This window comes from Streptomyces sp. NPDC029526, from assembly GCF_040637405.1.
Taxonomy (GTDB): domain Bacteria; phylum Actinomycetota; class Actinomycetes; order Streptomycetales; family Streptomycetaceae; genus Streptomyces.
On sequence record NZ_JBEZWE010000008.1, the window covers coordinates 187,304 to 209,006 of the forward strand.

Genomic DNA, 21,703 nt, shown 5'->3' on the forward strand with positions numbered 1-21,703 from the left:
CGGATCGCGGCCCACCGCTCGGGACGCGATCCGCACGCTTCGCACCAACGACACACGGCGCACACCACACGCTCATCCGCACCACCCGTTCCACCTGCTCCACCCGTTTCCACCTGTTCCACCCGTTCCGCCCGGAAAGCAGACGGTCCGCCCATGCGCAGCTCACACCCCTCGCCGCGGACGGCACAGGCACCGACCGGGCTCCAGAGCGAACACCCGAAGCCGCCGGGTCCTACCCGCTCCGGCGGTCACGGTGTTCGGCCGGGCGTCCCCTTGCCCGGCCACCGTGGCGGCCCCGGTCATCCCCTAGACCGGGGCCGCCCCGTCCCGTCGTCCACCCCAGCGACGCCGCACCACCGGAAGCGATGACCATGACCGTGACCTCCACGCGCCTCGGCCCGGACTGGCCCTGCCAGGTCAAGACCCCCGGCAGCTACGACTGGGAGCGCTCGGCCACCAAGTGGCTGCGCGAGCTCGTGCCGGCGCGTTACGCGAGCTATCCCGCGTTCCTCCGGCAGCCCGTACTGCTCGCCCGGCACGCGCAGATACAGGTCGAGCACGAGATCCGGGTCGCCCGGACCGCCCTGCAGACCGCACGGGCCGATCTTCCCCGGCTGGGCCTGCACGAAGGTGTCATCGAGCACACCATCAAGCTCTACGCGGCCGAGGTGATGCAGTTGCAGCACATCGCGCGCAGCGTGCGGGCTGTCACCCGGGCCCTGGTGGACGCGGGCCGTTGAACGCCGGCGCCGCCGGCCCGGCGTCGGCCCTCGTGCCGCCGCCCGCCCCCGGTGGGGCGCCCGGCGGTCCGACCGGTCGGGAAGGCGGTCTTCGAATAAGCATTCGTGTGCGATGCTCAACACGTGATGAGCGAGCCTGTTACCCCGGCAGATCAGGGACGCGTTCCCGGTCTGGCCGAAATGGCCCGGGTCGTGGCCCAGCAGCGCGCCGAACTCGACCGGCTGCACGAGCAGGCGGCGACCGAGGCCGTGGTGGAGCGCGCCAAGGGGGTCGTCATGGCTCTGACCGGGTGCTCCGCCGAGGCCGCCGGGGAGACCCTCCTCCGGCGCTCGGTCACGGCCGGGCACAGCCTGCTCGAGGAGTGCCTGCTCACACTGGGGGCGTCGGAACGGACCGCCTCCCCGGCGTCGGACGACGCCCCGTCCGACGCCGGCGACGTGCGCGCGCCGGGCGCGCCGGACGGCTCCGACGACGGCCTGCGGGAGCTCGCCCTGGCCCTCGCCCACGTCCTCACCCCGCAGGACCTGGCGCGGAACGTGCTCCAGCACCTCACGGCCGGGCAGGCAGCAGACTCGGTGGTGGTCTACGCCCGTCGACCCGACGGCAGCCTGGAGCTGGTCGGCCACGCCGGCCTCGACGCCGGGGAGACCGCCCGGTGGCGGCAGCTCCCGCCGTTCAACGGGCTCGCCCCGCTGGAGGCCCTGCGCACCGGTGAACCCCTCTGGCTGGAGGACTTCGCCGAGGACAGCAAGCGGTTCCTGCTCATCGGCGAACCGCCGGAGCGGTGGCGGTCGCGGGCCTGGCTGCCGGTGCGCGGTGAGGGCACGGACGTCTGCCTGGGCGTCCTGCGCACCGGGGAGCGGCCGTTCTCCCCCGGTGACCGGGCCCGGTTGCTGGAGATCGCCCGGCTGTGCGCCCGCCCGCTGCACGCGGTCACCGCGCCGGCCCGGCGCTCGGCCGTGGCGTCGCCCGACCCCGTCGGCTCCCTGTTCGAGGCACTGCCGGTGGCGGCGATGCTGCTCACCCCGCTGCGCACCTCCACCGGGGAGACCGAGGACTTCCGCATCGAGGCCGCGACCGCCCAGGCGGGCGCCTTCCTCGGCGGCGACGGCGGCGAGCCGGTGGGGCAGCGGCTGCGCGCGTACCGTCCCGGAGTGGCGGACGAACCGCTCTGGCAGTGCTGTCTGGCGACCCTGGCGGGCGGCGAGCGCCAGGAGGGTGAGCCGTTCGCGCACGAGGAGACGGTGGACGGTGTCCGCGAGTTGTCGACGTACTCCGTACGGGTGACTCCGCTGGAGGACGCGCTCGTCGTCATCTGGGTCCGGCACGCGCCCTCCGACCGGCAGGAGCAGCGGCTCGCCGAGCTCCAGCGGCTGGGGAACCTGGGCTGGGCGAACTGGGACCTGAGCACCGGGGAGGCCTCCTGGTCGCCCCATGCCTTCACCGTCCTGGACCGGGACCCCGCGCTGGCCCCTCTCCCGCTCACCGAGCTGGCGACCCTGGCGCTGCCCGAGGACCGTCCGGCCCTGGAGTGCGCCGTGCGGGACATGCTCGGCGGGGGCCGCCCCTTCGACGTGCTGTTCCGGATCCGCACCGAGCGGGGGGTGCGGCACCTGCGGCTGGTCGCCGAGGCGCTGGCCGACGTCCACGGCAGACCGGTCGACGTGCACGGGTTCATCCAGGACCTCACCGCGCGGCGGCGCGCCGAGCTGGCCCTGGTGGAGAGCGAACGGGAGATCCTCACCCAGCACGACGTGCTGCGCACCGAGCGGGCGCTGGTGGCCCGGCTGCAGCATGCGCTGCTGCCGCTCCCCGGGCACCCGGTGCACCCCGCGGGACTGCGGGTGGAGGTCGCCTACCTGCCCGCCCAGACCGACATCCACGTCGGCGGCGACTGGTTCAGCGCCATCGAACTGCCCGACGGTGACGCCCTGTTCGTGGTGGGAGACGTCGCGGGGCACGGCGTCGACGCCGTCGCCACCATGGCCCAGCTGCGGTTCACCGCGAAGGGCATGGTCATCACCGGCTCCTCGCTGACCGGTGCGCTGGGGCGGCTCAACACCCTGCTGCTGCACTCCCGCGAGAGCCGGGCCACCGCGACCATGGTGCTGGCCCGCTACCGGCCCTCGGAACGCCGGCTCGTCTGGGCGCAGGCCGGTCACACGCCGCCGCTGCTGCTGCGCGACGGGGGCGTGACCTATCTGCGCCGCCCGCCGGGCATGCTGCTCGGCGCGGCTCCGGCCCCGCACTACGAGGAGACCGAGTGCCTGCTGGAGCCGGGCGACCGGCTGCTGTTGTACACGGACGGCCTGGTGGAGCGCCCGCCGGAGAACATCGACCAGGGCCTGGAACGGCTCGCCGAGGCCGTGGCGGACCATCCGGACGAGGAGCCCGGGTCCCTGCACAGGCTGCTGGAGACGATGCTGGCCGGCGACGACCGCCGGGACGACGTGTGTGTCCTGGACATCCGCGTCCCCAAGAAGGAGGAGTGAGGGCACGGCGGACGGCGCGTTCCGGGTGACCCGGCCCCGGGGAGGGGTCACCCGGTCCCCGCGGGGGTGCGGGACTCCAGGGCGAGGCGGGTGTCGTCGCCGTAGACGCCGCTCTCGTCGCCCCGGATGCCGTACCAGAGCTGGAAGCGGGCGACGGCCGCGGTCAGCGCGGTGTCGAACCGGCCGTGGGTCGCGCCCTCGCGGTAGACGTCGGGGACACGCAGCAGCCGCTGCTGCAGTTCGCTCACCTGCGGGCCCGTGTCGCCCTCGCGCAACACCCCGGGAGCGGCCGGGACCGGCTCCGGCGGAGCGCTCGTCACCGGGTCGGGCGCGGGCGCCGCGCCCCGGGCGGGCGGTGGGCGGTGTTCGGGCGCCGTCGGCTGTCCCCCCGTCCCGCCGTGCAGGAGGGCGGCGCCCCCGAACCCCAGTACGGCCGCCGCGGCGGTGGCGATCACCACGGCGGCACGGCGCTGTCCCGGGCTGTGGGTGGGCGTCCGGGGGCGGTCCGGGCCGGTGGGAGGCACCGGGGGCAGCTCCCGCGTCTCCGCCTCCGGGTCCGTGGCCGGGCGGGGCAGGGTCACGGCCTCGTAGCCGGCCGCCGTGTCCCGCTCGAACTCGCGGAAGAGTTCGGCGAGGGCGTCGGTGCGGCGCGGGCGCAGCACCCGGATGGGTTCGAGGGGCGGCCCGTCGTGCGGTGACCGCGGGCCGGGTGGTGTCGACACGCTGCTCTCCCTTGCGCCGGGGCGGGGCACGGTCGTCCCCACCGGAGGGATACGCGGCGCGGGGCGCGGCGGTTCAGCGGTGCGCGTCCAGGAAGCGGTGCAGGGAGGTCGTCATGGCGGCCACGAAGGCGTCCCGTCCCGCGTCGTCGAGGGCGTCGAGGGACAGGTAGGGGTTGTGGTCCTCCAGCTCGACCAGCAGGAGGTCCCCGGCGCGGGTGCGGCAGGCGTCGACGCGCTGGATGCCGTGGGCCAGGGTGTTCCACCCCACGAAGTGCCGGGCGAAGGCCAGGTCGTCGGGGCTCGGCCGGAAGGGCCGGAGCTGCCAGCGCCGGTCGGGGTCGGGGGCGTACAGGGCGTACTGGAAGGTGTCGTCGACGAAGTAGAACGAGACCTCGTGGACGAAGTCCACCAGGGGCTGGACCAGTACCTCGCCGTCGGCGAGGGCGGGGACCTCCGCAGCGGTCACCACGCGCAGGCCCACGGAGTCGGCGCCCCGCCGGGGCTTGACCACGTACCGCTCCGTCCGCGGCAGCCGGGGCAGGTCCTCGGCCCGGTCGACGGTGGGGATCACCGCCTCGCCGGCGGCGGTGAGGTCGAGGAGGTACTGCTTGCCCGCCATGTCGCCACGGCCGGTCAGCGGGTTGTAGACCGGGATGCCGGTGACGCCGGCCCGGGCGCGGAAGGCGTCGTGGGCGTCCTGGTGGTACAGCACGGGGCCGCTGTTGCGGGTCACCACGGCGTCGAAGCCGTCCAGCAGCGCGGCGGCGTCCCGGGGGTGGCACAGGGCGAGGTCGAAGGCGTCGCGCAGCCGTGAGGTGAGGAAGATGTCCTCGTCGCAGTAGCGGCGCCCGCGGGCCGGGTAGGCGAGGTCGGTGACGTACAGGAGACGGGCGCGGGCGGACGGCATGGGGGCTCCTCGGGAAACGGCGTGGTCAGATCATAGGAAGCGCCGGTCCCGGCCGGTTCCCGGGCAGCACAGGTAGGGACAGCACAGGTACGTGCAGCACTCAGTACCGTTCGGCGCTGCACGGAGTGCCATGGAGGTCGCTCCGGGTGCTACGTTCACCTGCATGGGTTCCAGCGGGGCGGCGGCCGGCCGCGGTGACAGGACCGAGCAGCCGCCGATGCGGGACGCGCTGATCGCGGCGGCCTTCCGGTTGTTCACGGAGCGGGGCTACGAACAGACCACCGTGGACGACATCGTGGCGCTGGCGGGGGTCGGACGGCGTTCGTTCTTCCGGTACTTCCCCACCAAGGAGGACGTGGTCTTCCCCGACCACGAGCGGTGCCTGGCCGACATGACGGCGTTCCTGGCCGGGAGCCCGGACGACGCCGAGCCGGTCACCCGGGTCTGCGACGCGGCGCGGCTGGTGCTGCGGATGTACGGCGAGAACCCCTCCTTCTCGGTGCAGCGCTACCGCCTCACCAAGCAGGTGCCCGGGCTGCGCGCCTACGAGCTGTCGGTGGTGTGGCACTACGAGCGGGCGCTGGCCCGGTACCTGCGCGAGCGGTTCGCCGGGCACCCGGACGGCTCCCTGCGGGCCGACGTGATCGCCGCGGCCGTGGTCGCCGCGCACAACAACGCCCTGCGTTCCTGGCTGCGTTCACCGGACCGCGTCGACGCCGAGGCGGCGCTCGGCCACGCCCTGGCACAGGTCCGGGAGGCCTTCGGCACGGTTCCGGTTCCGCCGTCGCAGGCGCTGCCGGAGGACGTGGTGGTCGTGGTGTCCCGGCGGGACGTGCCGCTGTGGCGGGTGGTGCGGGAGCTGGAGAGCGCGCGGGGACACGGCTGAGGCGCGGGCACGAGGGACACCGCCCCCGGAACATTGAGGGTACGCAGTGCCTTTACGAGTGACACTGAGTGCCATACTCTGTCGCTGTGCCCGGTGGCACGGCGTCCCGGGCACCCGTGTGCCCGGGTGACCGCGCACCGGTTTCCGGCCCAGTGCAGGGAGTTGACAACGTGTACCACCACTCAGGGAGCGTCGTTCAGCAGACGGCCGGTATCGCGACCGGCGTGCTCGAGGCCCAGGTCCCGGACCGGGACGCCATGCTCTTCCAGCGCTGCACCTGGTGCGGCACCGCCATGTATCACCGGCTGCTGTGCCCGGTGTGCCAGGGCAGCGACCTGCGGACGGAACGCAGCGAGGGCCTCGGCACCGTCCGCCACTCCACCGTGCTGCACCGCAACACGCCCGCGGCACGCAACGTGTCCCTCATCGAGATGGCCGAGGGCTTCGTCGTACGGGGCCGCGTCATGGGCCCGCCCATCGGCATCCACAGCGGTGACCGGGTGCGGCTGTCCACCGCGAAGGACCCGGTGCGCGGCGAGCCGGTCTTCCAGCTGGTCGACGAGCCCTACCGGGCCTGGACCTGACGGTGTGACGGGCCGCCGTGGCGGCCCGTCACACCCGTCGGCGCCGGCCGGCGCGGGCGGGGTCAGTCGGGGTCAGGCGGGGTACGGCGGGGTCACCCGGATCCCGACGGTGCCGTCCAGGCCGCGGCGCAGCCGGCTGCCGAGGAGCGTCAGCCGGCCCATCAGACCGTACTTGCGGGCGATCAGCTGCCGGTAGCGCGCGGTGGTCGCCGCGTCCACGACGACGGCGGTGGCCGGGAGCTGCTCGCCGGTGGGGTTGCCCCTCAGGTCGCACGGGCCCACCAGGACGTCGGCGCGAGCCCTGATCCGCTTCACCTTCCAGCTGTCGGCCGCGGTCCACACCCCGAGCGCGTCGCCGTCCCGCACCACCCACACCGGCGTGGCCACCGGCGTACCGTTCCTGCGGTAGCTGGTGACCAGCAGGTACTTGCCCGCTCCGAGACGCTCCAGGTCCGCTTCATCCATGGCGGGCAGTCTAGGGGGCGCCGCAGCCGCCCGCGATCACGGGCCGACGGCGCCCCTCAGCCCTCCCCGGCCCGCCCGTCGACGGCGCGCGCCATGGCCCGCACCGCCCGGGTGAGCACCTCGGCCGAGGTGGCGAAGTTCAGCCGCACGTGCCCCCGGCCACCCGTGCCGAAGTCCGGGCCCGGGTTGAGGGCGACCCGGCCCCGCTCCAGGAAGACCCGCGCCGGGTCGTCGCCGAGGCCGAGTGCGCGGCAGTCCAGCCAGGCCAGGTAGGTGGCGTCGCCGGGGCGGTAGCCGAGGGCGGGCAGCTGCTCGGCGAGGAGCGAGGACAGCAGGTCCCGCTGGGCCCGCAACCCGGTGAGCAGGGAGTCGAGCCAGGGGGTGCCGTCCGTCAGGGCGGCGGTCTGGGCGATGACGCCGAGGTGGTTGGGGCTGTCGGCGACCTCGTCGGGCAGCCGCGCCAGGTCGTCGGCGGCCGCCGGTCCGGCCACGGCGAGCGCGGCCCGGATGCCGGCGAGGTTCCACGCCTTCGAGGCGGACATCAGCGACAGGCCGCGTTCGGCGCCGGGCACGCTCAGGTACGGCACGAACGACGCGTCCCCGAGGACCAGGGGCGCGTGCGCCTCGTCGGCGACGACCCGCACCCCGTGCCGCTCGGCGAGGCGGGCCACGGCGGACAGCTCCTCGCGGGTGTGCACGGTGCCGGTCGGGTTCTGCGGGCTGCACAGCAGGTGGGCGGCCTGCCGTCCGTCCTCGGTGACCCGCCGGAAGGTGTCCTCCACGACGTCGAGGTCCAGCCGTCCGTCGGGGCCGAGCGGCGCCTCGACCACGCGCCGGTCCAGGTGCGTGACGAAGGAGTAGAACGGCGGGTAGACGGGCGGGTTGACCACCACGGCGTCCCCCGGTCCGGTGACCAGCCGGAGCATCTCGACCACGCCCTGCATCACGTCGGGCACGACGGCCGTGCGCGGCACGGCGAGCCCGTCCCAGCCCCAGCGCACGGAGGCGAAGGCGGAGAGGGCCTCCGCGAAGCCCGTACCGGCCGCGTAGCCGGTGTCGCCGCGGGTGAGGGCGTCGGTCACGGCCCGGACGACGGGTTCGGCGAGGGGGACGTCCATCTCGGCCACCCAGAGGGGCAGCACGTCCTCGGGGTAGGTGCGCCACTTCGCGCTGGTGCGCTCACGGAGCCGGTCGAGGGTGAGGACCTGCAGCGGATTCGGTTCACCGGACGGTTCCTGCGGGATCCTGGTCATGGGCACACGATAGGGGGCCGAGAAGTGGGCGAGGACGAGGCGGGCACGACGGCGGGAGCGGGCCCCGGAACCGGCACCGGGACGGGCCCCGCGCTGGAGGTGGCCTGCGACGAGTCGGGGTCGGACGGCGAGAACCTGACCCGCGGGAACACCGACGTGTTCGCCCACGCCGGGGTGCACGTCCCGGTGACGGCGGCGGCGCTCGCCCTGCGGGAGGTCCGCGCCCGCATCCGCTCCCCCGCAGAGGAGTACAAGGCGAACCACCTGCTGCGGGAGAAGCACCGGCGAGTGCTGGAGTGGCTGCTGGCCCCGGGCGGGCCGCTCCACGGCCGGGCGGGGGTGCACCTCACCGAGAAGGCGTTCTTCGTGGTGGACCGGGTCACCGGCCTGCTCCTGACGGATCCGGAGGCGGCCGTCGCGCTGTTCCGCACGGGACGGGACGACCTCGGGAACGAGGGGTGGCGGACGTTCCTGGCCGCCGCCAACCGGCTGCTGCGCGGTCGTCACGACGGTGAACCGCACGCGCCCGTCGATCACTTCCTCGCCACGGTCGACGCCCTGCGCGCCGCCCGCCCAGCCGCGCGGACGGCCCGGGTGCTGGAGCGGCTGGCCGGGCAGCGGGACCGGGCCGAGGCGTACCGGACCCGGCTGTCCGAGGCGCCGGCGGGGCACATCCCGGTGCTGGAACCGCTGCTTCCGGCCATCGTCGCGACGGCCGCGCACTGGAGCGCGGGCGGCCGGCCGGTGCGGCTGGTGCACGACCGGCAGAACATACTGACCGCGGAACGCATCGCGTGGGTCGAGGAGACGGCCCGGCACGCGGGCATCGCGCTCACGGGCGTGGAGCTGGTCGTCGCGCGGTCGGACGCCCGCGTCCAGCTGGCGGACTTCCTGGCCGGCACGGCCCGGCGTATCGCCTCCGACGAACGGAACGGGCGCGGCGACCCGGCCCTCACGGCACTGCTGCGGCCATACGTTCTCCCGGCCTCCGTGTGGGGCGACGCCCGGAGCTGGGGCGCCCTGGCCCCCGAGGCCAACGACCCGCTCGGCGTGGCCGGTTGACACCCCTTCCCGGACAACGCGCCGGGCACGTGGTGAACACCGGGGCGGCGCCCGCCGTATGGGAGGGGGGCACTCCACTCAGGGGAGGCCCCCGCGGTGCGCGCGCACCGCGTTGTACTGGTTCGGGAGCCATGCATGAGGCACGCACGACGACGGGTCGTCCGGCGAGTGACACGGCTGGCGGCCGTCGGCGGACTGCTCCTGGGGGGCACGATGGTGACGCGGGCCGTCGCGAGCGAACCCGCGGTTCCGGAGGCGGTCCCGTACGCCGCCGCCGAGCAGGAGGCGGGCACGGGCCCCGCGCTGGTGTCCGAGCTGGGGGCCTCCCGCACGGCCGGCACCTGGATCGCGGACGACGGGGCCACGGTGGTCGCGGTGACCGACGAGAAGGCCGCCGACGCGGTGCGCCGGGCCGGGGCCGAACCCCGGATGGTGCGGCACAGCCTGGACGACCTCGAGGGCGCCACCCGAACCCTCGGGGCGGCGCCGCGCGTGCCCGGCACCGCCTGGGCGCTGGACTACCGGTCGAACGAGGTGGTGGTCCGGGGCGACCGCACGGTGTCGGCCGACGACTGGTCCGAACTGACCGGCGTGGCCGAGGACATCGGCGGGTTCGTCCGCATGGAGCGGACCGAGGGGACGTTCACCACCCGCCTGAACGGGGCGGAGCCCCTCCTGTCCACCGCGGGACGCTGCTCGGCGGGTTTCAACGTGACGGACGGCACCCGGGAGTTCATCCTCACAGCCGGGCACTGCGGGCCGGACGGCTCCGTGTGGTTCGCCGACGGCGGGGGGCGGGAGCAGGTCGGCACGACCGTCGGCGGCAGTTTTCCCGGCGACGACTACTCGCTGATCGAGTACGACAGCGGCAGGGCGGGCGAGGGCGCCGGGGTGGTCTCGATCGGGGACGGCAAGGGCATCCGGATCACCGGGGTGGGCGAGGCGGCCGTCGGCCAGCGGGTCTTCCGCAGCGGCAGCACCAGCGGGCTGCGCGACGGCGAGGTCACCGCGCTCGGCGCGACGGTCAACTACCCGGAGGGGACGGTCAGCGGCCTGATCGAGACCGACGTGTGCGCCGAACCGGGCGACAGCGGCGGCCCGATGTTCTCGGAGGGCATCGCCCTCGGCGTCACCTCGGGCGGCAGCGGTGACTGCCGCTCCGGTGGCACGACGTACTTCCAGCCCGTGACGAAGGCGCTCACGCAGTTGAAGGTACGGCTCATGGTGTCGGCGCAGGACGGCGACGGCACCGCGACGGCCCCGGCGGAACCGCCGGAGGCGCAGGGCGCCGCTGCTCCGGGCGGCACGTCGCCGGGGGCGTCCGCGGGCCTCCCGGACGCCTCGACGCTGCTGACGCGGCTCGCCGACCCGCGCGCCATCGGGCCGGGCATGCTGGTGATGGGGGGCAGTCTGGTGGCCCTGGTGGCGACCCGCTGGATCCGGGCCGAGCAGGACCGCAAGGCCTACCGGCGGCGCTACTCGGCCTCCTGGGGCTGACGCCGGCGACACGCCCCGGGGCGACCGGTCGCGACGGCGTGCCGGGAGAGCCGGAAAGGGCACCCGCTGCGACGGCGGGTGCCCTGTGGGTGGTGTGCGCTGCGGAGGTGCGCGGGGGTCGGGATCCTTGGCGGGACCCACGGAACCCCGGCGAGGAAATGCGGTGCCGCGGCGGGCAACGTCCGCCCGCTGGGGAGCGGCGTCCGGTGCGGACTCTCGGTGTGCCGGACGGAAGCCCTCGCACGGGACGTACGCGGGCCTTCGGCCGGTGCAACGAGCGTGCGTGCCGGGCGTCGCGACGCGGGGAACGTCGCCTAGGCCGCTTCGGCGGACTGCGGGAGGGCCGCGGCCCATTCCAGGACCAGGCGCTGGTACTGCTCGCGCTGTTCGACGCTCAGTGTCCCGCCCGACCGGAGCCACAGGGCCCGGATCTCCTCGTTGACCTCGGCAGCCGATCGCTCGGAGGCTTCAACACTGGTGGACATGCTGTGAAGCATACGGCGACCGACGTGAAGGCGCTGTGAGCAATCGCACGCGCATCGGACATTTCCGACGTGTCACTGCTCACGTCCATGTGCCGTTGGACGTGGGCGAGTTCACATGCCGTGCGCACGTGCCCCCGTGTCGGAGCGGCCCTCGCCGGCCCCCGCTCCCCACCGGCCACCGGCCGCCGACCGCCACCCGCCGACCGGCACCCGCCACCCGTCGCCGCGAGCCGGGGAGCAGGGCGACGGGTGCGGGTGCCGGGGTGCGGGCGACGGGTGCGGGTGCTGGGGTGCGGGTCGCGGAGTGCGCGTGGCGGGTCGGTGAGGGGCGGGCCGGGGCGCGCCCCTCACCCGCCGTCGTCAGGTGCCGGGCTTGCGACCGTACACGTGGACGTCGTCACCGTTCTTCAGCAGCGACCAGTACTTCTTGGCGTCGGTCTTCGTCATGTTGACGCAGCCGTGCGAGCCGGGCGGGTTCCACATGCTGACGCCCGCCGAGTGGAAGGCCTGCCCGCCGTCGAAGAACTGGCTGTAGGGCATCGGCACGTCGTAGATGGTCGAGACGTGGTCGATGTTGCGCCAGTAGATCTTCTTCGCACCGGTACGGGTCTCGTACCCGTTCCGCCCGGTGCGCACCGGCACCGGACCGTACGTCAGCTTCTTGCCGTCCTGGATCCAGCTGATCTGGAGGGTGAGGTTCACGCAGGCGATCCGGCCCTTGTTCACCGGGCACTTGCCCGCCTTGTTGGGGTTCTTGCCGACGGCCTTCTGCTTCTGCATGAGGTCCATCACACCCCAGGTGACCGGGCCCGCGTAGCCGATGTTCGGGGTGATGCCGTGCTTGGTCTGGAAGGCGCGGATCGCCTTGCAGTCCGCGCCGGACTGCTTCCCGTCGACCGGGCGGCCGAGGAACTTCTCCACCTTCTTCTGGTACGGCCCCGCCTTGGTGGTGCAACTCGCGGCGTGCGCCGGGGCGGTACCGACGGCGAGTGCGAGCGGGGCCACCAGCGAGGTGATCCCCAGGGCGACGGCGCCCCGTCTGCGAATGTCCCCCATGGTCCGTCATGCCTTTCCGCGAGATCGGTCACGTGATCCGTGCTGTGCGTCGGCGCTGTACGTCCGTGCTGTGTCGTGGCTGTGTCCGGGCCGTGCGACTGCTAGACATCCGGCCGGGCCGTTCGGTTGTGGGCGCGGACCGGCCGCGACCGAACGGTGACATTTCCGCATGCGGTCGCCCGCCCGGCCGGGAGGACGGTGCCGCGGCGGGGTCCCGATCCACCCGCCGACCGGTGGACCGGGACCCGCCCGGGGACGGCGCCTACGCTTCCGGTCCATGGACCCCGCACTCGCCGGTGACCTCGCCCGGCTCCCCCAGCTCCTGCAGAGCGCCCGTGACGCCGCCGTCGGGGAGGTGGGCGCGCCGGCCGGGCGGCCGGTGGTCCGCCTCGACGAGGCGCCGGCTCCGGAACCCCTGCCCTCGCACGGCGTGGGGGCGGAGGGCGCGCTGGCCCGGTTCACCGGCCGGTGGGCGCCGGGCTTCTCCGGCTCGGCGGGGCCCCGCTACCTCGGCTTCGTCACCGGCGGGGTCACGCCGGCGGCGCTCGCCGGGGACTGGCTGACCGGTGCCCACGACCAGAACGCCTCCGCCGCCGTGGGTTCCTGGGCGGCGGCACTGGAGCGGGAGACGGTCGGCTGGCTGCGGGAGCTGTTCGGGCTCGGTGAGGAGCACCACGGCGCGTTCGTCACCGGCGCGACCATGTCCAACGCGGTCGGGCTGGCCGTCGCCCGCGAGTGGCTGGGGGAACGGCTGGGGGTCGACGTGGCGCGGGACGGCGTGGCCGCGCTGGGGCCGGTGGAGGTGCTGTCGGGCAGCCCGCACTCCTCGATCGGCAAGGCGCTGTCCGTGCTGGGGCTGGGCCGGGGCGCCCTGCGGCAGGTCCCGGTCCTGCCGGGCGACCGCGAGGCCGTGGACGCGGCGGCGCTGGACGCCGCGCTAGCCGAGCGGGCGGGGCGTCCGGTGGTCGTGGTGGCGAACGCCGGGACGGTGAACACCGTCGACTTCGACGACCTCCGGGCCGTGGCGGCGCTCCGCGAGAAGCACGACTTCTGGCTGCACGTGGACGCCGCCTTCGGCGGTTTCGCGGCCCTGGCTCCGGCCCACGCCCGTCTCGTCGACGGTCTCGACGCGGCCGACTCGGTCTGCGTCGACCTGCACAAGTGGCTGAACGTCCCCTACGACTCCGCCGTGCAGTTCACCCGCCGCCGGGACCTGCAGACGGCGGTGTTCCACAACTCCGCGGCGTATCTGGGACCGCCCACCGGTGAGCCGGACTTCCTGCACCTGACCCCGGAGAGCTCGCGCCGCCTGCGGGCGCTCCCGGCGTGGTTCTCGCTCATGGCCTACGGCCGTGCCGGGCACCGCGAGATCGTCGAGCGGAACGTGGCGTCGGCCCGCCTGCTGGGCGAGCGCGTCGCGCGCCTGCCGGGGCTGCGGCTGCTGGCCCCGGTGCGGCTCAACGTGGTCTGCTTCACGCTCGCCGACGACCCGAGCGCGGAGCGGGTGGCCGCCCTGGACCGCGCGGTGGCGGCCGGCGGCGCGGCGTTCCTGTCGCCCACGGTCTACGGCGGGGTGCCCGCGCTGCGGGCCGCGTTCAGCAACTGGCGTACCGAGGAGGCCGACGTGGAGCGGGTCGCCGACGCGCTGTCCGCGGCACTCGCCCGCTGACGTCCCGGGTCACGTCCCGTCGACCCGCGACAGGGCATGGTGGAAGCCGGAGTTGACCGCGGTGATGCCGCCGTCCACGACCAGGGTGTGGCCGGTGATCCAGGCGGCGTCGCGGGAGGCGAGGAAGGCGACGGCGGCGGCGATGTCCTCGGGCTCGCCCACCCTGCCCAGCGGGTAGACGTCGCGCATGGCCTGCAGGGCGTCGTCCCGCCCCTCCCAGGCCCGGGTCCGGACGGTGCCCGGCGCCACCAGGTTGACCCGCACCCCGCGGGGCCCGGCGTGGCCGGCGAGGGTGCGGGTGAGGGACATCAGGCCGGCCTTGGCCGCGCTGTAGGAGTGGTTGCCGAAGTGCTGGATGCCGTTGACCGAGCCGATGCTCACCACGGCGCCCCGGCCGGAGGCGGCGAGGTGCGGCAGGGCCGCCCGGCAGCAGCGGTAGGCGCCGACGAGGGTGACGTCGAGGTCGGCGGCCCAGTCCTCGTCGTCGCCGTCCTCGAAGCGGGCGGTGTCGGGGGTGCAGTGGGCGGCGTTGTTGACCAGGACGTCGAGCGAGCCGAAGGCGTCCACGGCGCGGGCCACGGCGGCGTCGACCGAGGCCCGGTCGGTCACGTCGCAGCCCACGCCCTCGGCCGTGAACCCCTCCTCGCGCAGGGCCGCCGCCCGTCGCCCGGCCTCCTCCCCGTCCACGTCGGCCACCAGCACCCGCGCGCCCTCCCGGGCGAACCGCAGGCAGGTGGCGGCGCCGATGCCGCGCGCCCCGCCGGTGACCAGGACGCCGTACCCCTCGAAACGTGCGCTGTGCGTCGTCATGGGGTGACGGTACTGTCCGGACGATCACCGCGGCAGGGGGCGTCGCCGGTCCGCCGTGCCGGCGGGCTGCGGGCCGGTGTCCTCGGCCGGGTCAGCGGTAGCCGGTCACGTCGGCGGGCAGGCCCCGGTCCTGGACCTCGACGAGGTAGCGCCAGGCGTCGGGGCGGCTGCCGTCGAGGTCGGTGAAGCCGTACTCCCGGGCCAGTTGGCCGCTGGAGAGGGAGGTGCCGTTGAACCGGGCCGCCTCCGGGTCGGCGGCGAGCGCGGCGACGGCCCGGCCGACGTAGCGGGGGGTCTCGGAGATGGCGAAGTGGGGGACGCGGTCCAGGGCGTCGCGCCAGTTGTCCTCGCGCACGCCGTAGTGGTCGAGCATCATCTCCGAGCGCATCCAGCCGGGGGTGAGGGCGACGGCGGTGGCCCCGCGCGGGGCGAGTTCGTGGCCGAGGGCGAAGGCCATCCGCAGCACGGAGGACTTGGCGAGGTCGTAGAAGAAGGAGACGCGGTAGGTGTCGCGGTTGTAGTCGGCGGTGCCGTCGGTGACCTCGACGACCAGTCCCCCGGGCCGGCGGATCAGCAGGGGGAGCGCGTGGTGGCTGGTGATGGCGTGCGTGTCGACGGCGAGACGGAGCAGCCGCAGGCCCTTGTCGAGGTCGTGCTCCCAGACCGGCGCCTCCCAGTCGAACAGCGTCTCGCCGCCCCAGATGTCGTTGACGAGGACGTCCAGCCGGCCCTGCTCGGCGTCGATGCGTTCGACCAGGGTGCGCACCTGGCCCGGGTCGAGGTGGTCGGTGGGCACGGCGATCCCGGTGCCCCCGGCCTCGGTCACCAGGTCGGCGGTGTCCTCGATGGTCTCGGGGCGGTCGTACTCGGAGCGGCGGGCGCGGGTCGTGCGGCCGGTGACGTAGACGGTCGCGCCGGCGGCGCCCAGTTCCACGGCGATGCCGCGCCCGGCGCCCCGGGTCGCCCCGGCCACCAACGCGACCTTGCCTTCGAGCTGCTCCGACATGTGTGGCCTCCTGTCACCGCGAACGTGCTGTCGCCTCCACGGTGCCGGGTAAGCCGGACATCTTCTGTCGCCTTTTCCGGGACGTCACCCGGATCCTTCCGGCGCGTCGCCCGGCCGGGCGTGTACGGCGGCCGGGCGACGTCCCGGGGGTGGCTCAGTGGCCGCGGGCGATCCACGCGTCGAGGTGCGGGGCCTCGGCGCCGATGGTGGTGCTGTCGCCGTGACCGGTGCGGACCTCGGTCTCGGGCGGGAGGGTGAGCAGCCGGTCCCGGATCGAGTCGATGATCGTCGGGAAGTGGGAGTAGGACCGGCCGGTCGCGCCGGGGCCGCCCTGGAAGAGGGTGTCCCCGGTGAACACGGTGCCCAGCCCCGGGTCGTGGAGGCAGACCGCGCCCGGCGCGTGCCCCGGGGTGTGCAGCACCGTGAGGTCGCAGCCGGCCGCCTCGATCACCTGACCGTCGACCAGCCAGTGGTCGGGGTCGCGGTCCGGGTGGGTCTGCTTCCACAGCGGCAGGTCGTCGCGGTGCAGCCAGATGGCCGCGCCGGTGCGCTCGGCGAGGGCGGGAGCGGCGTTGACGTGGTCGTTGTGGGCGTGGGTGCACACGATGGCGGTCAGCCTGCGGTCACCGACGGCCTCGGCGATGGCGTCGGCGTCGTGGGCGGCGTCGATGACGATCACCTCGTGGTCGTCGCCGACGATCCACACGTTGTTGTCGACGTCCCAGGTTCCGCCGTCGAGGCTGAACTGGCCCGAGGTGACGAGTCGTTCGATGCGGGCGGCCATCACAGCACCACCACCGAACGCAGGACGTCGCCGCGGTGCATCCGCTCGAACGCCTTCTCCACCTCGTCGAGTCCGATCGTCTCGGTCACGAATGCCTCCAGATCGATTCGGCCCTGCAGGTGCAGGTCCACGAGCATCGGGAAGTCCCGGGAGGGCAGGCAGTCGCCGTACCAGGAGGACTTCAGGGAGCCGCCGCGGCCGAACACGTCGAGCAGCGGCAGCTCCAGCTTCATGTCGGGGGTGGGCACGCCGACGAGCACCACCGTGCCGGCCAGGTCGCGGGCGTAGAACGCCTGTCGGTAGGTCTCGGGGCGGCCGACGGCCTCGATGACGACGTCGGCGCCGAACCCGCCGGTGAGCTCGCGGATCGCCTCCACGGGGTCGGTCTGCCGGGAGTTGACGGTGTGGGTGGCGCCCATGGAGCGGGCGGTCTCCAGCTTGCGGTCGTCGATGTCGACGGCGATGATCTTCGCCGCGCCGGCCAGCCGGGACCCCACGACGGCCGCGTCGCCGACTCCGCCACAGCCGATGACCGCGACCGAGTCGCCTCGGCCGACGTCGCCGGTGTTGATCGCGGCGCCGATGCCGGCCATCACCCCGCAGCCCAGCAGCCCGGCGGCGGCCGGGGACACGGCCGGGTCGACCTTGGTGCACTGTCCGGCGGCGACCAGCGTCTTCTCGGCGAAGGCGCCGATGCCCAGGGCCGGGGCGAGTTCGGTGCCGTCGGTCAGCGTCATCTTCTGCCGCGCGTTGTGGGTGTCGAAGCAGTACCAGGGGCGTCCGCGCAGGCACGCCCGGCAGGTGCCGCACACCGCGCGCCAGTTGAGGACGACGAAGTCACCGGGCGCGACGTCGGTGACGCCCTCGCCCACCGACTCCACCACGCCCGCGGCCTCGTGGCCGAGCAGGAACGGGAAGTCGTCGTTGATGCCGCCCTGCTTGTAGTGCAGGTCGGTGTGGCACACCCCGCAGGCCTGTACCTTGACCACGGCCTCGCCGGGCCCCGGATCGGGGACGACGATCGTCTCGATGCGTACCGGCTCGTCCTTGCCCGGCGCGATCACGCCGCGCACTTCCTGCGCCATGGTGCTGACTCCTTCGTCGGCTGCCGTCCGTTCTCTGCCGACCCTACGACGAAACGGCCGGTGAGAGGCCCTGCGAACGCCGCGACGGGCCGGGTGGCACGGCGGCCGGGAAACTCGCGGGCCCGGGCCCCGGCGCCGACGTAGCCTGTGGGCCCGACCGACACGCCGAAGGGACGCCGTGAGCCCGACCGAGACGGAGAGCGGTCCGCCTGCCCGGCGGCTGCTGCTGGAGTACGTACGACCGCACCGGTGGGCCCTGCTGGGCGGCGCCGTGCTCTCGCTGATGACCGGGGCGACCGGGCTGATGCTGCCGCTGGTGGCCCGGGAGCTGATCGACGACCTGGCGGACGACCGGGCGATCACCGGGGCGGTGCTGCTGATGTCGGCCCTGGTGATCGCCAACGCCGTGCTGGGCGCCGTGGGTTCGTACGTCCTGCGGCGGACCGCCGAGTCGGTGGTCCTGGGGGCGCGGCGCTCGCTCTCGTCGTACCTGCTGCGGCTGCGGGTCTCGGCGGTCGACCGCAGTGAGCCCGGTGACCTGATGGCGCGGATCACCTCGGACACCACGCTGCTGCGGGAGGTGACCACCGACGCGCTGGTCGGGGTCGGCACCGGCGGGCTCACCCTGGTCGCGACCGTGGTGCTGATGGGGTTCGTGGACCCGGTCCTGCTGGCGGTGACCCTGGGGGTGATCGCGGGCGCGGGCGCGGTCCTCGGGGTGATCGTGCCGCGCATCAGCCGGGCCAGCCGGCAGGCGCAGGACGCGGTCGGGGTGATGGGCGCGTCGCTGGAGCGGGTGCTGGGCGCGCTGCGCACGGTCAAGGCGTCGGGTGCCGAGCCCCGGGAGGAGCGGGCCCTGCACGAGGCGGCGCAGGAGTCGTGGCGGCAGAGCGTGCGGGCGGCCAAGTGGTCGGCGGCGGCCGGCAACACGGCGGGCCTGTCGATGCAGGTCGCCTTCATCACGGTGCTCGCGGTGGGCGGTGCGCGGGTCGCGACGGGCGCCATCGACATCGGGACCCTGGTGGCGTTCCTGCTGTTCGTGTTCTACCTGATGGCCCCCATCTCGCAGCTCGTCGGGGCCGTCACCCAGTACCAGACGGGCAGTGCGGCACTGGCCCGCATCCAGGAGGCGCTGCGGCTGCCCGCCGAACCGCCGGCCCGGCCCGCCCCGCTGCCGGAGCCGGGCACGGCACCCGCCGCGCTCGCCTTCACCGACGTCCGCTTCCGCTACGCCGAGGACCTGCCGTTCGTCCACCACGGGGTGACCTTCACCGTGCCCGCGCAGGGCATGACGGCGTTCGTCGGGCCGTCCGGCGCGGGGAAGACCACCGTGTTCTCGCTGATCGAGCGGTTCTACGAGCCCGACTCCGGCACGATCACGCTGGACGGGCGGGACCTGGCCGACTGGGAGCTGCCACGGCTGCGCGCGGCGATCGGTTACGTGGAGCAGGACGCGCCGGTGCTGTCGGGTTCGTTGCGGGACAACCTGCTGCTGGGCAATCCGGAGGCGGACGACGCCACCCTCGTGCGCGTGCTGAAGACCACCCGGCTCGACGCTCTGGTGGACCGGCTGCCGGACGGGCTGGACACCCGGGTCGGCCACCGTGGCACCAAGCTGTCCGGCGGAGAGCGTCAGCGGGTCGCCATCGCCCGCGCGCTGCTGCGGCGCCCCCGGCTGCTGCTGCTCGACGAGGCGACCTCGCAGCTGGACGCGGTGAACGAGGCGGCGCTGCGGGACACCGTCGCCGATGTGGCCCGGACCACGACGGTGCTGGTGGTGGCGCACCGGCTGTCGACGGTGACGGCCGCCGACCGGATCGTGGTGATGGACGCGGGCCGGGTCCGGGCCGTGGGCACGCACCGGGACCTGGTGGCCGCCGACCCGCTGTACGCGGAGCTCGCGGCCACCCAGTTCCTGGCGACCGCCGGCTGAGCGGGCACCGCCCGGCGCGGAACGCCCGATGCCGTTCGGTCCGAACGCCCCGGGGGCCGTCCCGCCGGGACGGCCCCTGGGGGTCTCGCGCGCGGCCGGCTCGTCAGGTCTGGACGGCGGGGACCACGCCGAGGACCGGGGCGGCGAGCCCCGTGAGCTGGTTCAGCTGGTTCAGGTCGTTGAGCCGGTTCAGCCCCGTGAGCTGGGAGGACGGCAGCAGCATGTCGTCCTTGTGCTCGGCGGGGATCTCGCTGACCACCAGCGAGTCGAGCGTGCTGACCGGGTTGAGCGGGCCGGCGACCGGGAGGTCGGCCGCGCTCGCCATCGGTGCGGCGAGGCCGGTGACCGAGGCGGCGAGACCGACGGCGGCGACGAGGCGTCGTGTGGAGATCATGTCCCGGCAACGCCCGAGGGCCCGTTCGGGTCACGGGCCGGCGCCCCGGCTCACCCGTCCTGCGGAGCGCGCGGAGCGGGCTTGCCGTGGCCGTCGAGGGGGAGGAGCCTCGTAGGGAGGGGCCACGCGGCCCGGACCGGAGAGGGCGGCGGCTCCTCGAAGGAGGTCATCATGACTACCTCGGCAGGACCCGCCTTCGACAACGACACCCTGCGCCGGGGCATCGAGGCGGACAACGCGGAGATGCTGCTGTCGCTCTACGCGGACGACGCCGAGTTGCGCATCGTCGACCACACCGCCCAGCCCAGCCATCCCAAGGTGCTGCGCGGCCGGGACGAGATCGCGGCGATGCTCGACGACGTCTACAGCCGGGACATGACGCACAAACTGGAGCAGTGCGTGGTCCAGGGCGACCACGCCGCCTACAGCGAGAGCTGCCGCTACCCGGACGGGGTGCGGGTGCTCTCGGAGTCGATGCTGTCGCTGCGGGACGGCAGGATCACCGAGCAGACGCTGATCCAGGCCTGGGACGAGTGACCGTTCCCGCGACGGAGGACGCTCCGGACCCAGCCGGGGCCGGCTCCGTCGCGGGGCGGAACGTCACGGAGCGGGGGCCGCCCGGTCCCCGGGACGGAGCACGGCCAGGAGCTGACGGACGAGTTCGTCCACGACCTCCTCGCGGGTGGCGTCGACCCAGCCCGCGTTCCAGTCGTGGAGCAGGCCGTTGACGCTGCCGATGAACGCCGTGGCGGGCAGGCGGTAGTCGCGCACGGCGGCCTCGCCGCGGGCCGCGGCGGCGTCGGCCTCGGCTCGGATGAGGTCGATCCACCGGGACCGCCGGGCGAGCCGCTGCCGCTCCAGGAGAGCGGGGCCGACCGGGTCACGGTGATCGACTTCGCCACCGGCGAGAAGACCGTCTCGGTACCGGTGGGCGATCACCCGCAGCGCGTCCGGCTCGGCCGGGTGCCCGCCGGCTGGACCGGCCCTTCGGACGGCTGACACCGCGGCGGAGCCGGTGGGGCGGCACGGGGCAGGTGGGACGGTACGGGCAGGTAGGGCGGCACGGGGCCGGCGGTCCGGCGCGGGGCCGGCGATCCGGCGCGGGGCCGAGCGGAAGTGATGCGCGAGACTCCTGGTACCTCCGAGGCCTGCGGTGCCGCCCCCCGCCGCTCGGGCCCCGGGAGGGGGTGCAGATCGGAAAAATCGGGTGTGTGAGGGCGGCCGGGAGGGGTAGTCGCCCGTTACCACCTCCGATCGTGGGAAGGAGGTCCGTGAGAACGCGACTACTCGCAGCGTCCGGGCCGCTTCCACCGACACGAAGCGGCCCGGCCCGTCGTCCGGGTGCTCACCTCCGTGGCGGCAGCCGGTGGAGTTCCACCGCTTCCAGCGCACCCGCCGAGACCGTCGCGGTCAGGTAGGTGCAGTACGGCTGCCGGCGGCGATCGGTCGGCGAACCGGGGTTGAGCAGACGCAGTCCCGTGGGGGCCGTGGTGTCCCACGGGATGTGACTGTGTCCGAACACCAGCACATCGAGGTCCGGGAACCGGGCGGCGCAGCGGCTCTCCCGGCCCTTCGCGGGCCCCGTCTCGTGCACCACACCGAAGCGCAGGCCCTCCAGCTCGGCGTGCGCCACCTCGGGCAGCCGTGCCCGCAGGCCCGGTCCGTCGTTGTTGCCGTGGACGGCGAGGAGCCGGCGGCTGCGGCTCTCCAGCAGGTCGAGGGTGTCCTCGTCGACCCAGTCCCCGGCGTGCACGACCACGTCGGCGCGCGGGAGTTCGTCCAGCAGCGGGGCGGGCAGTGCCTTGGCCCGCCGGGGCACATGGGTGTCGGACATCAGCAGCAGACGCACGGGAGGCAACCTATCCCCACCCC

General features: G+C 74.4%; 21 protein-coding genes and 2 pseudogenes. 10 read left to right on the forward strand and 13 right to left on the reverse strand.

Going from position 1 to position 21,703, the window contains the following annotated elements; all coding sequences use genetic code 11:
* Positions 1 to 365: 365 nt before the first annotated feature.
* Together AB0F01_RS19685 and AB0F01_RS19690 are read left to right on the forward strand one after the other, a co-directional pair.
* The gene (locus AB0F01_RS19685) at positions 366 to 740 is read left to right on the forward strand and encodes a hypothetical protein (RefSeq protein WP_362097055.1); all 375 of its coding nucleotides are present in this window, start codon (positions 366 to 368) and stop codon (positions 738 to 740) included.
* A gap of 126 nt (positions 741 to 866) precedes the next feature.
* Positions 867 to 3,233, forward strand: a complete 2,367-nt coding sequence (locus tag AB0F01_RS19690; protein WP_362097058.1) for a SpoIIE family protein phosphatase — start codon at positions 867 to 869, stop codon at positions 3,231 to 3,233.
* 47 nt (positions 3,234 to 3,280) lie between these two features.
* Here the strand turns inward: AB0F01_RS19690 and AB0F01_RS19695 are convergent, their stop codons facing one another.
* Positions 3,281 to 3,955 (reverse strand): peptidoglycan-binding protein, encoded by a 675-nt coding sequence (locus tag AB0F01_RS19695; RefSeq protein WP_362097061.1) that lies wholly within the window; start codon positions 3,953 to 3,955, stop codon positions 3,281 to 3,283.
* Between the two features lie 73 nt (positions 3,956 to 4,028).
* Positions 4,029 to 4,862 carry a hypothetical protein gene (locus AB0F01_RS19700; protein WP_362097064.1) on the reverse strand — a complete coding sequence of 278 codons (834 nt, stop codon included), beginning with the start codon at positions 4,860 to 4,862 and terminating at the stop codon, positions 4,029 to 4,031.
* Between the two features lie 163 nt (positions 4,863 to 5,025).
* On the opposite strand from AB0F01_RS19700, the gene AB0F01_RS19705 reads away from it, so the two are divergent.
* Both AB0F01_RS19705 and AB0F01_RS19710 read left to right on the forward strand, forming a co-directional pair.
* Positions 5,026 to 5,748 carry a TetR family transcriptional regulator gene (locus AB0F01_RS19705; protein WP_362097067.1) on the forward strand — a complete coding sequence of 241 codons (723 nt, stop codon included), beginning with the start codon at positions 5,026 to 5,028 and terminating at the stop codon, positions 5,746 to 5,748.
* Between the two features lie 170 nt (positions 5,749 to 5,918).
* Entirely contained in the window at positions 5,919 to 6,332 is a 414-nt protein-coding gene (locus tag AB0F01_RS19710) for a zinc ribbon domain-containing protein (RefSeq protein ID WP_362097069.1), read from the forward strand.
* Positions 6,333 to 6,404: 72 nt separating this feature from the next.
* Here the strand turns inward: AB0F01_RS19710 and AB0F01_RS19715 are convergent, their stop codons facing one another.
* A complete protein-coding gene (locus AB0F01_RS19715; RefSeq protein WP_362097072.1) occupies positions 6,405 to 6,797 on the reverse strand; it encodes a PPOX class F420-dependent oxidoreductase in 393 nt (130 codons plus the stop codon).
* Positions 6,798 to 6,853: 56 nt separating this feature from the next.
* Positions 6,854 to 8,050 carry an aminotransferase class I/II-fold pyridoxal phosphate-dependent enzyme gene (locus tag AB0F01_RS19720; protein WP_362097074.1) on the reverse strand — a complete coding sequence of 399 codons (1,197 nt, stop codon included), beginning with the start codon at positions 8,048 to 8,050 and terminating at the stop codon, positions 6,854 to 6,856.
* 24 nt (positions 8,051 to 8,074) lie between these two features.
* Between AB0F01_RS19720 and AB0F01_RS19725 the strand changes: the two genes are divergently transcribed.
* Positions 8,075 to 9,112, forward strand: a complete 1,038-nt coding sequence (locus AB0F01_RS19725) for a hypothetical protein (protein ID WP_362097077.1) — start codon at positions 8,075 to 8,077, stop codon at positions 9,110 to 9,112.
* Positions 9,113 to 9,247: 135 nt separating this feature from the next.
* Positions 9,248 to 10,609 carry a S1 family peptidase gene (locus AB0F01_RS19730; RefSeq protein ID WP_362097080.1) on the forward strand — a complete coding sequence of 454 codons (1,362 nt, stop codon included), beginning with the start codon at positions 9,248 to 9,250 and terminating at the stop codon, positions 10,607 to 10,609.
* Between the two features lie 314 nt (positions 10,610 to 10,923).
* Here AB0F01_RS19730 and AB0F01_RS19735 read toward each other — a convergent pair whose 3' ends face one another.
* On the reverse strand, positions 10,924 to 11,106 hold the full coding sequence (locus tag AB0F01_RS19735; protein ID WP_164335239.1) for a hypothetical protein: 183 nt from the start codon (positions 11,104 to 11,106) through the stop codon (positions 10,924 to 10,926).
* A 348-nt stretch (positions 11,107 to 11,454) separates the two neighbouring features.
* Positions 11,455 to 12,150, reverse strand: coding sequence for a L,D-transpeptidase family protein (locus tag AB0F01_RS19740; RefSeq protein WP_362097083.1), 696 nt, complete (start codon positions 12,148 to 12,150; stop codon positions 11,455 to 11,457).
* A gap of 277 nt (positions 12,151 to 12,427) precedes the next feature.
* Here AB0F01_RS19740 and AB0F01_RS19745 point away from each other — a divergent pair, with 277 nt between their 5' ends.
* Positions 12,428 to 13,819: an aminotransferase class I/II-fold pyridoxal phosphate-dependent enzyme gene (locus AB0F01_RS19745; RefSeq protein ID WP_362097085.1), complete on the forward strand. Its 1,392-nt coding sequence runs from the start codon at positions 12,428 to 12,430 to the stop codon at positions 13,817 to 13,819.
* Positions 13,820 to 13,828: 9 nt separating this feature from the next.
* On the opposite strand, the gene AB0F01_RS19750 is transcribed toward AB0F01_RS19745, so the two are convergent.
* The 4 genes from AB0F01_RS19750 to AB0F01_RS19765 form a co-directional block, all read right to left on the reverse strand.
* Positions 13,829 to 14,629: an SDR family NAD(P)-dependent oxidoreductase gene (locus AB0F01_RS19750; protein ID WP_362097088.1), complete on the reverse strand. Its 801-nt coding sequence runs from the start codon at positions 14,627 to 14,629 to the stop codon at positions 13,829 to 13,831.
* A gap of 91 nt (positions 14,630 to 14,720) precedes the next feature.
* Positions 14,721 to 15,635 carry an SDR family oxidoreductase gene (locus AB0F01_RS19755; protein WP_362097091.1) on the reverse strand — a complete coding sequence of 305 codons (915 nt, stop codon included), beginning with the start codon at positions 15,633 to 15,635 and terminating at the stop codon, positions 14,721 to 14,723.
* A gap of 154 nt (positions 15,636 to 15,789) precedes the next feature.
* Entirely contained in the window at positions 15,790 to 16,419 is a 630-nt protein-coding gene (locus AB0F01_RS19760; protein WP_362097094.1) for an MBL fold metallo-hydrolase, read from the reverse strand.
* Positions 16,419 to 17,504, reverse strand: coding sequence for an S-(hydroxymethyl)mycothiol dehydrogenase (locus tag AB0F01_RS19765; RefSeq protein ID WP_362097097.1), 1,086 nt, complete (start codon positions 17,502 to 17,504; stop codon positions 16,419 to 16,421). Before AB0F01_RS19765 ends, AB0F01_RS19760 begins: the two co-directional genes overlap by 1 nt.
* Before the next feature lie 178 nt (positions 17,505 to 17,682).
* Here AB0F01_RS19765 and AB0F01_RS19770 point away from each other — a divergent pair, with 178 nt between their 5' ends.
* Entirely contained in the window at positions 17,683 to 19,437 is a 1,755-nt protein-coding gene (locus tag AB0F01_RS19770) for an ABC transporter ATP-binding protein (RefSeq protein WP_362097100.1), read from the forward strand.
* A 103-nt stretch (positions 19,438 to 19,540) separates the two neighbouring features.
* Here AB0F01_RS19770 and AB0F01_RS19775 read toward each other — a convergent pair whose 3' ends face one another.
* A complete protein-coding gene (locus tag AB0F01_RS19775; protein WP_362097103.1) occupies positions 19,541 to 19,831 on the reverse strand; it encodes a hypothetical protein in 291 nt (96 codons plus the stop codon).
* A gap of 171 nt (positions 19,832 to 20,002) precedes the next feature.
* Between AB0F01_RS19775 and AB0F01_RS19780 the strand changes: the two genes are divergently transcribed.
* Positions 20,003 to 20,368, forward strand: coding sequence for a nuclear transport factor 2 family protein (locus tag AB0F01_RS19780; protein WP_362097105.1), 366 nt, complete (start codon positions 20,003 to 20,005; stop codon positions 20,366 to 20,368).
* Between the two features lie 63 nt (positions 20,369 to 20,431).
* Here AB0F01_RS19780 and AB0F01_RS19785 read toward each other — a convergent pair.
* Positions 20,432 to 20,692, reverse strand: a pseudogene (locus tag AB0F01_RS19785) (TetR/AcrR family transcriptional regulator); the annotation flags it as partial.
* Between AB0F01_RS19785 and AB0F01_RS19790 the strand changes: the two are divergent.
* A pseudogene (locus AB0F01_RS19790) lies at positions 20,687 to 20,830 on the forward strand (YncE family protein); the annotation flags it as partial. The pseudogenes AB0F01_RS19785 and AB0F01_RS19790 overlap by 6 nt on opposite strands.
* 346 nt (positions 20,831 to 21,176) lie before the next feature.
* Here AB0F01_RS19790 and AB0F01_RS19795 read toward each other — a convergent pair.
* Positions 21,177 to 21,680, reverse strand: a complete 504-nt coding sequence (locus tag AB0F01_RS19795) for a metallophosphoesterase (RefSeq protein ID WP_362097108.1) — start codon at positions 21,678 to 21,680, stop codon at positions 21,177 to 21,179.
* Between the last annotated feature and the right edge of the window lie 23 nt (positions 21,681 to 21,703).

Coding starts and splice junctions, on each gene's coding strand:
- AB0F01_RS19700 (WP_362097064.1), bottom strand. CDS start 4,862: ATGCCGTCCGCCCGCGCCCGTCTCCTGTACGTCACCGACCTCGCCTAC.
- AB0F01_RS19765 (WP_362097097.1), bottom strand. CDS start 17,504: ATGGCGCAGGAAGTGCGCGGCGTGATCGCGCCGGGCAAGGACGAGCCG.
- AB0F01_RS19745 (WP_362097085.1), top strand. CDS start 12,428: ATGGACCCCGCACTCGCCGGTGACCTCGCCCGGCTCCCCCAGCTCCTG.
- AB0F01_RS19760 (WP_362097094.1), bottom strand. CDS start 16,419: ATGGCCGCCCGCATCGAACGACTCGTCACCTCGGGCCAGTTCAGCCTC.
- AB0F01_RS19715 (WP_362097072.1), bottom strand. CDS start 6,797: ATGGATGAAGCGGACCTGGAGCGTCTCGGAGCGGGCAAGTACCTGCTG.
- AB0F01_RS19720 (WP_362097074.1), bottom strand. CDS start 8,050: ATGACCAGGATCCCGCAGGAACCGTCCGGTGAACCGAATCCGCTGCAG.
- AB0F01_RS19705 (WP_362097067.1), top strand. CDS start 5,026: ATGGGTTCCAGCGGGGCGGCGGCCGGCCGCGGTGACAGGACCGAGCAG.
- AB0F01_RS19780 (WP_362097105.1), top strand. CDS start 20,003: ATGACTACCTCGGCAGGACCCGCCTTCGACAACGACACCCTGCGCCGG.
- AB0F01_RS19730 (WP_362097080.1), top strand. CDS start 9,248: ATGAGGCACGCACGACGACGGGTCGTCCGGCGAGTGACACGGCTGGCG.
- AB0F01_RS19750 (WP_362097088.1), bottom strand. CDS start 14,629: ATGACGACGCACAGCGCACGTTTCGAGGGGTACGGCGTCCTGGTCACC.
- AB0F01_RS19690 (WP_362097058.1), top strand. CDS start 867: ATGAGCGAGCCTGTTACCCCGGCAGATCAGGGACGCGTTCCCGGTCTG.
- AB0F01_RS19735 (WP_164335239.1), bottom strand. CDS start 11,106: ATGCTTCACAGCATGTCCACCAGTGTTGAAGCCTCCGAGCGATCGGCT.
- AB0F01_RS19685 (WP_362097055.1), top strand. CDS start 366: ATGACCATGACCGTGACCTCCACGCGCCTCGGCCCGGACTGGCCCTGC.
- AB0F01_RS19740 (WP_362097083.1), bottom strand. CDS start 12,150: ATGGGGGACATTCGCAGACGGGGCGCCGTCGCCCTGGGGATCACCTCG.
- AB0F01_RS19775 (WP_362097103.1), bottom strand. CDS start 19,831: ATGATCTCCACACGACGCCTCGTCGCCGCCGTCGGTCTCGCCGCCTCG.
- AB0F01_RS19755 (WP_362097091.1), bottom strand. CDS start 15,635: ATGTCGGAGCAGCTCGAAGGCAAGGTCGCGTTGGTGGCCGGGGCGACC.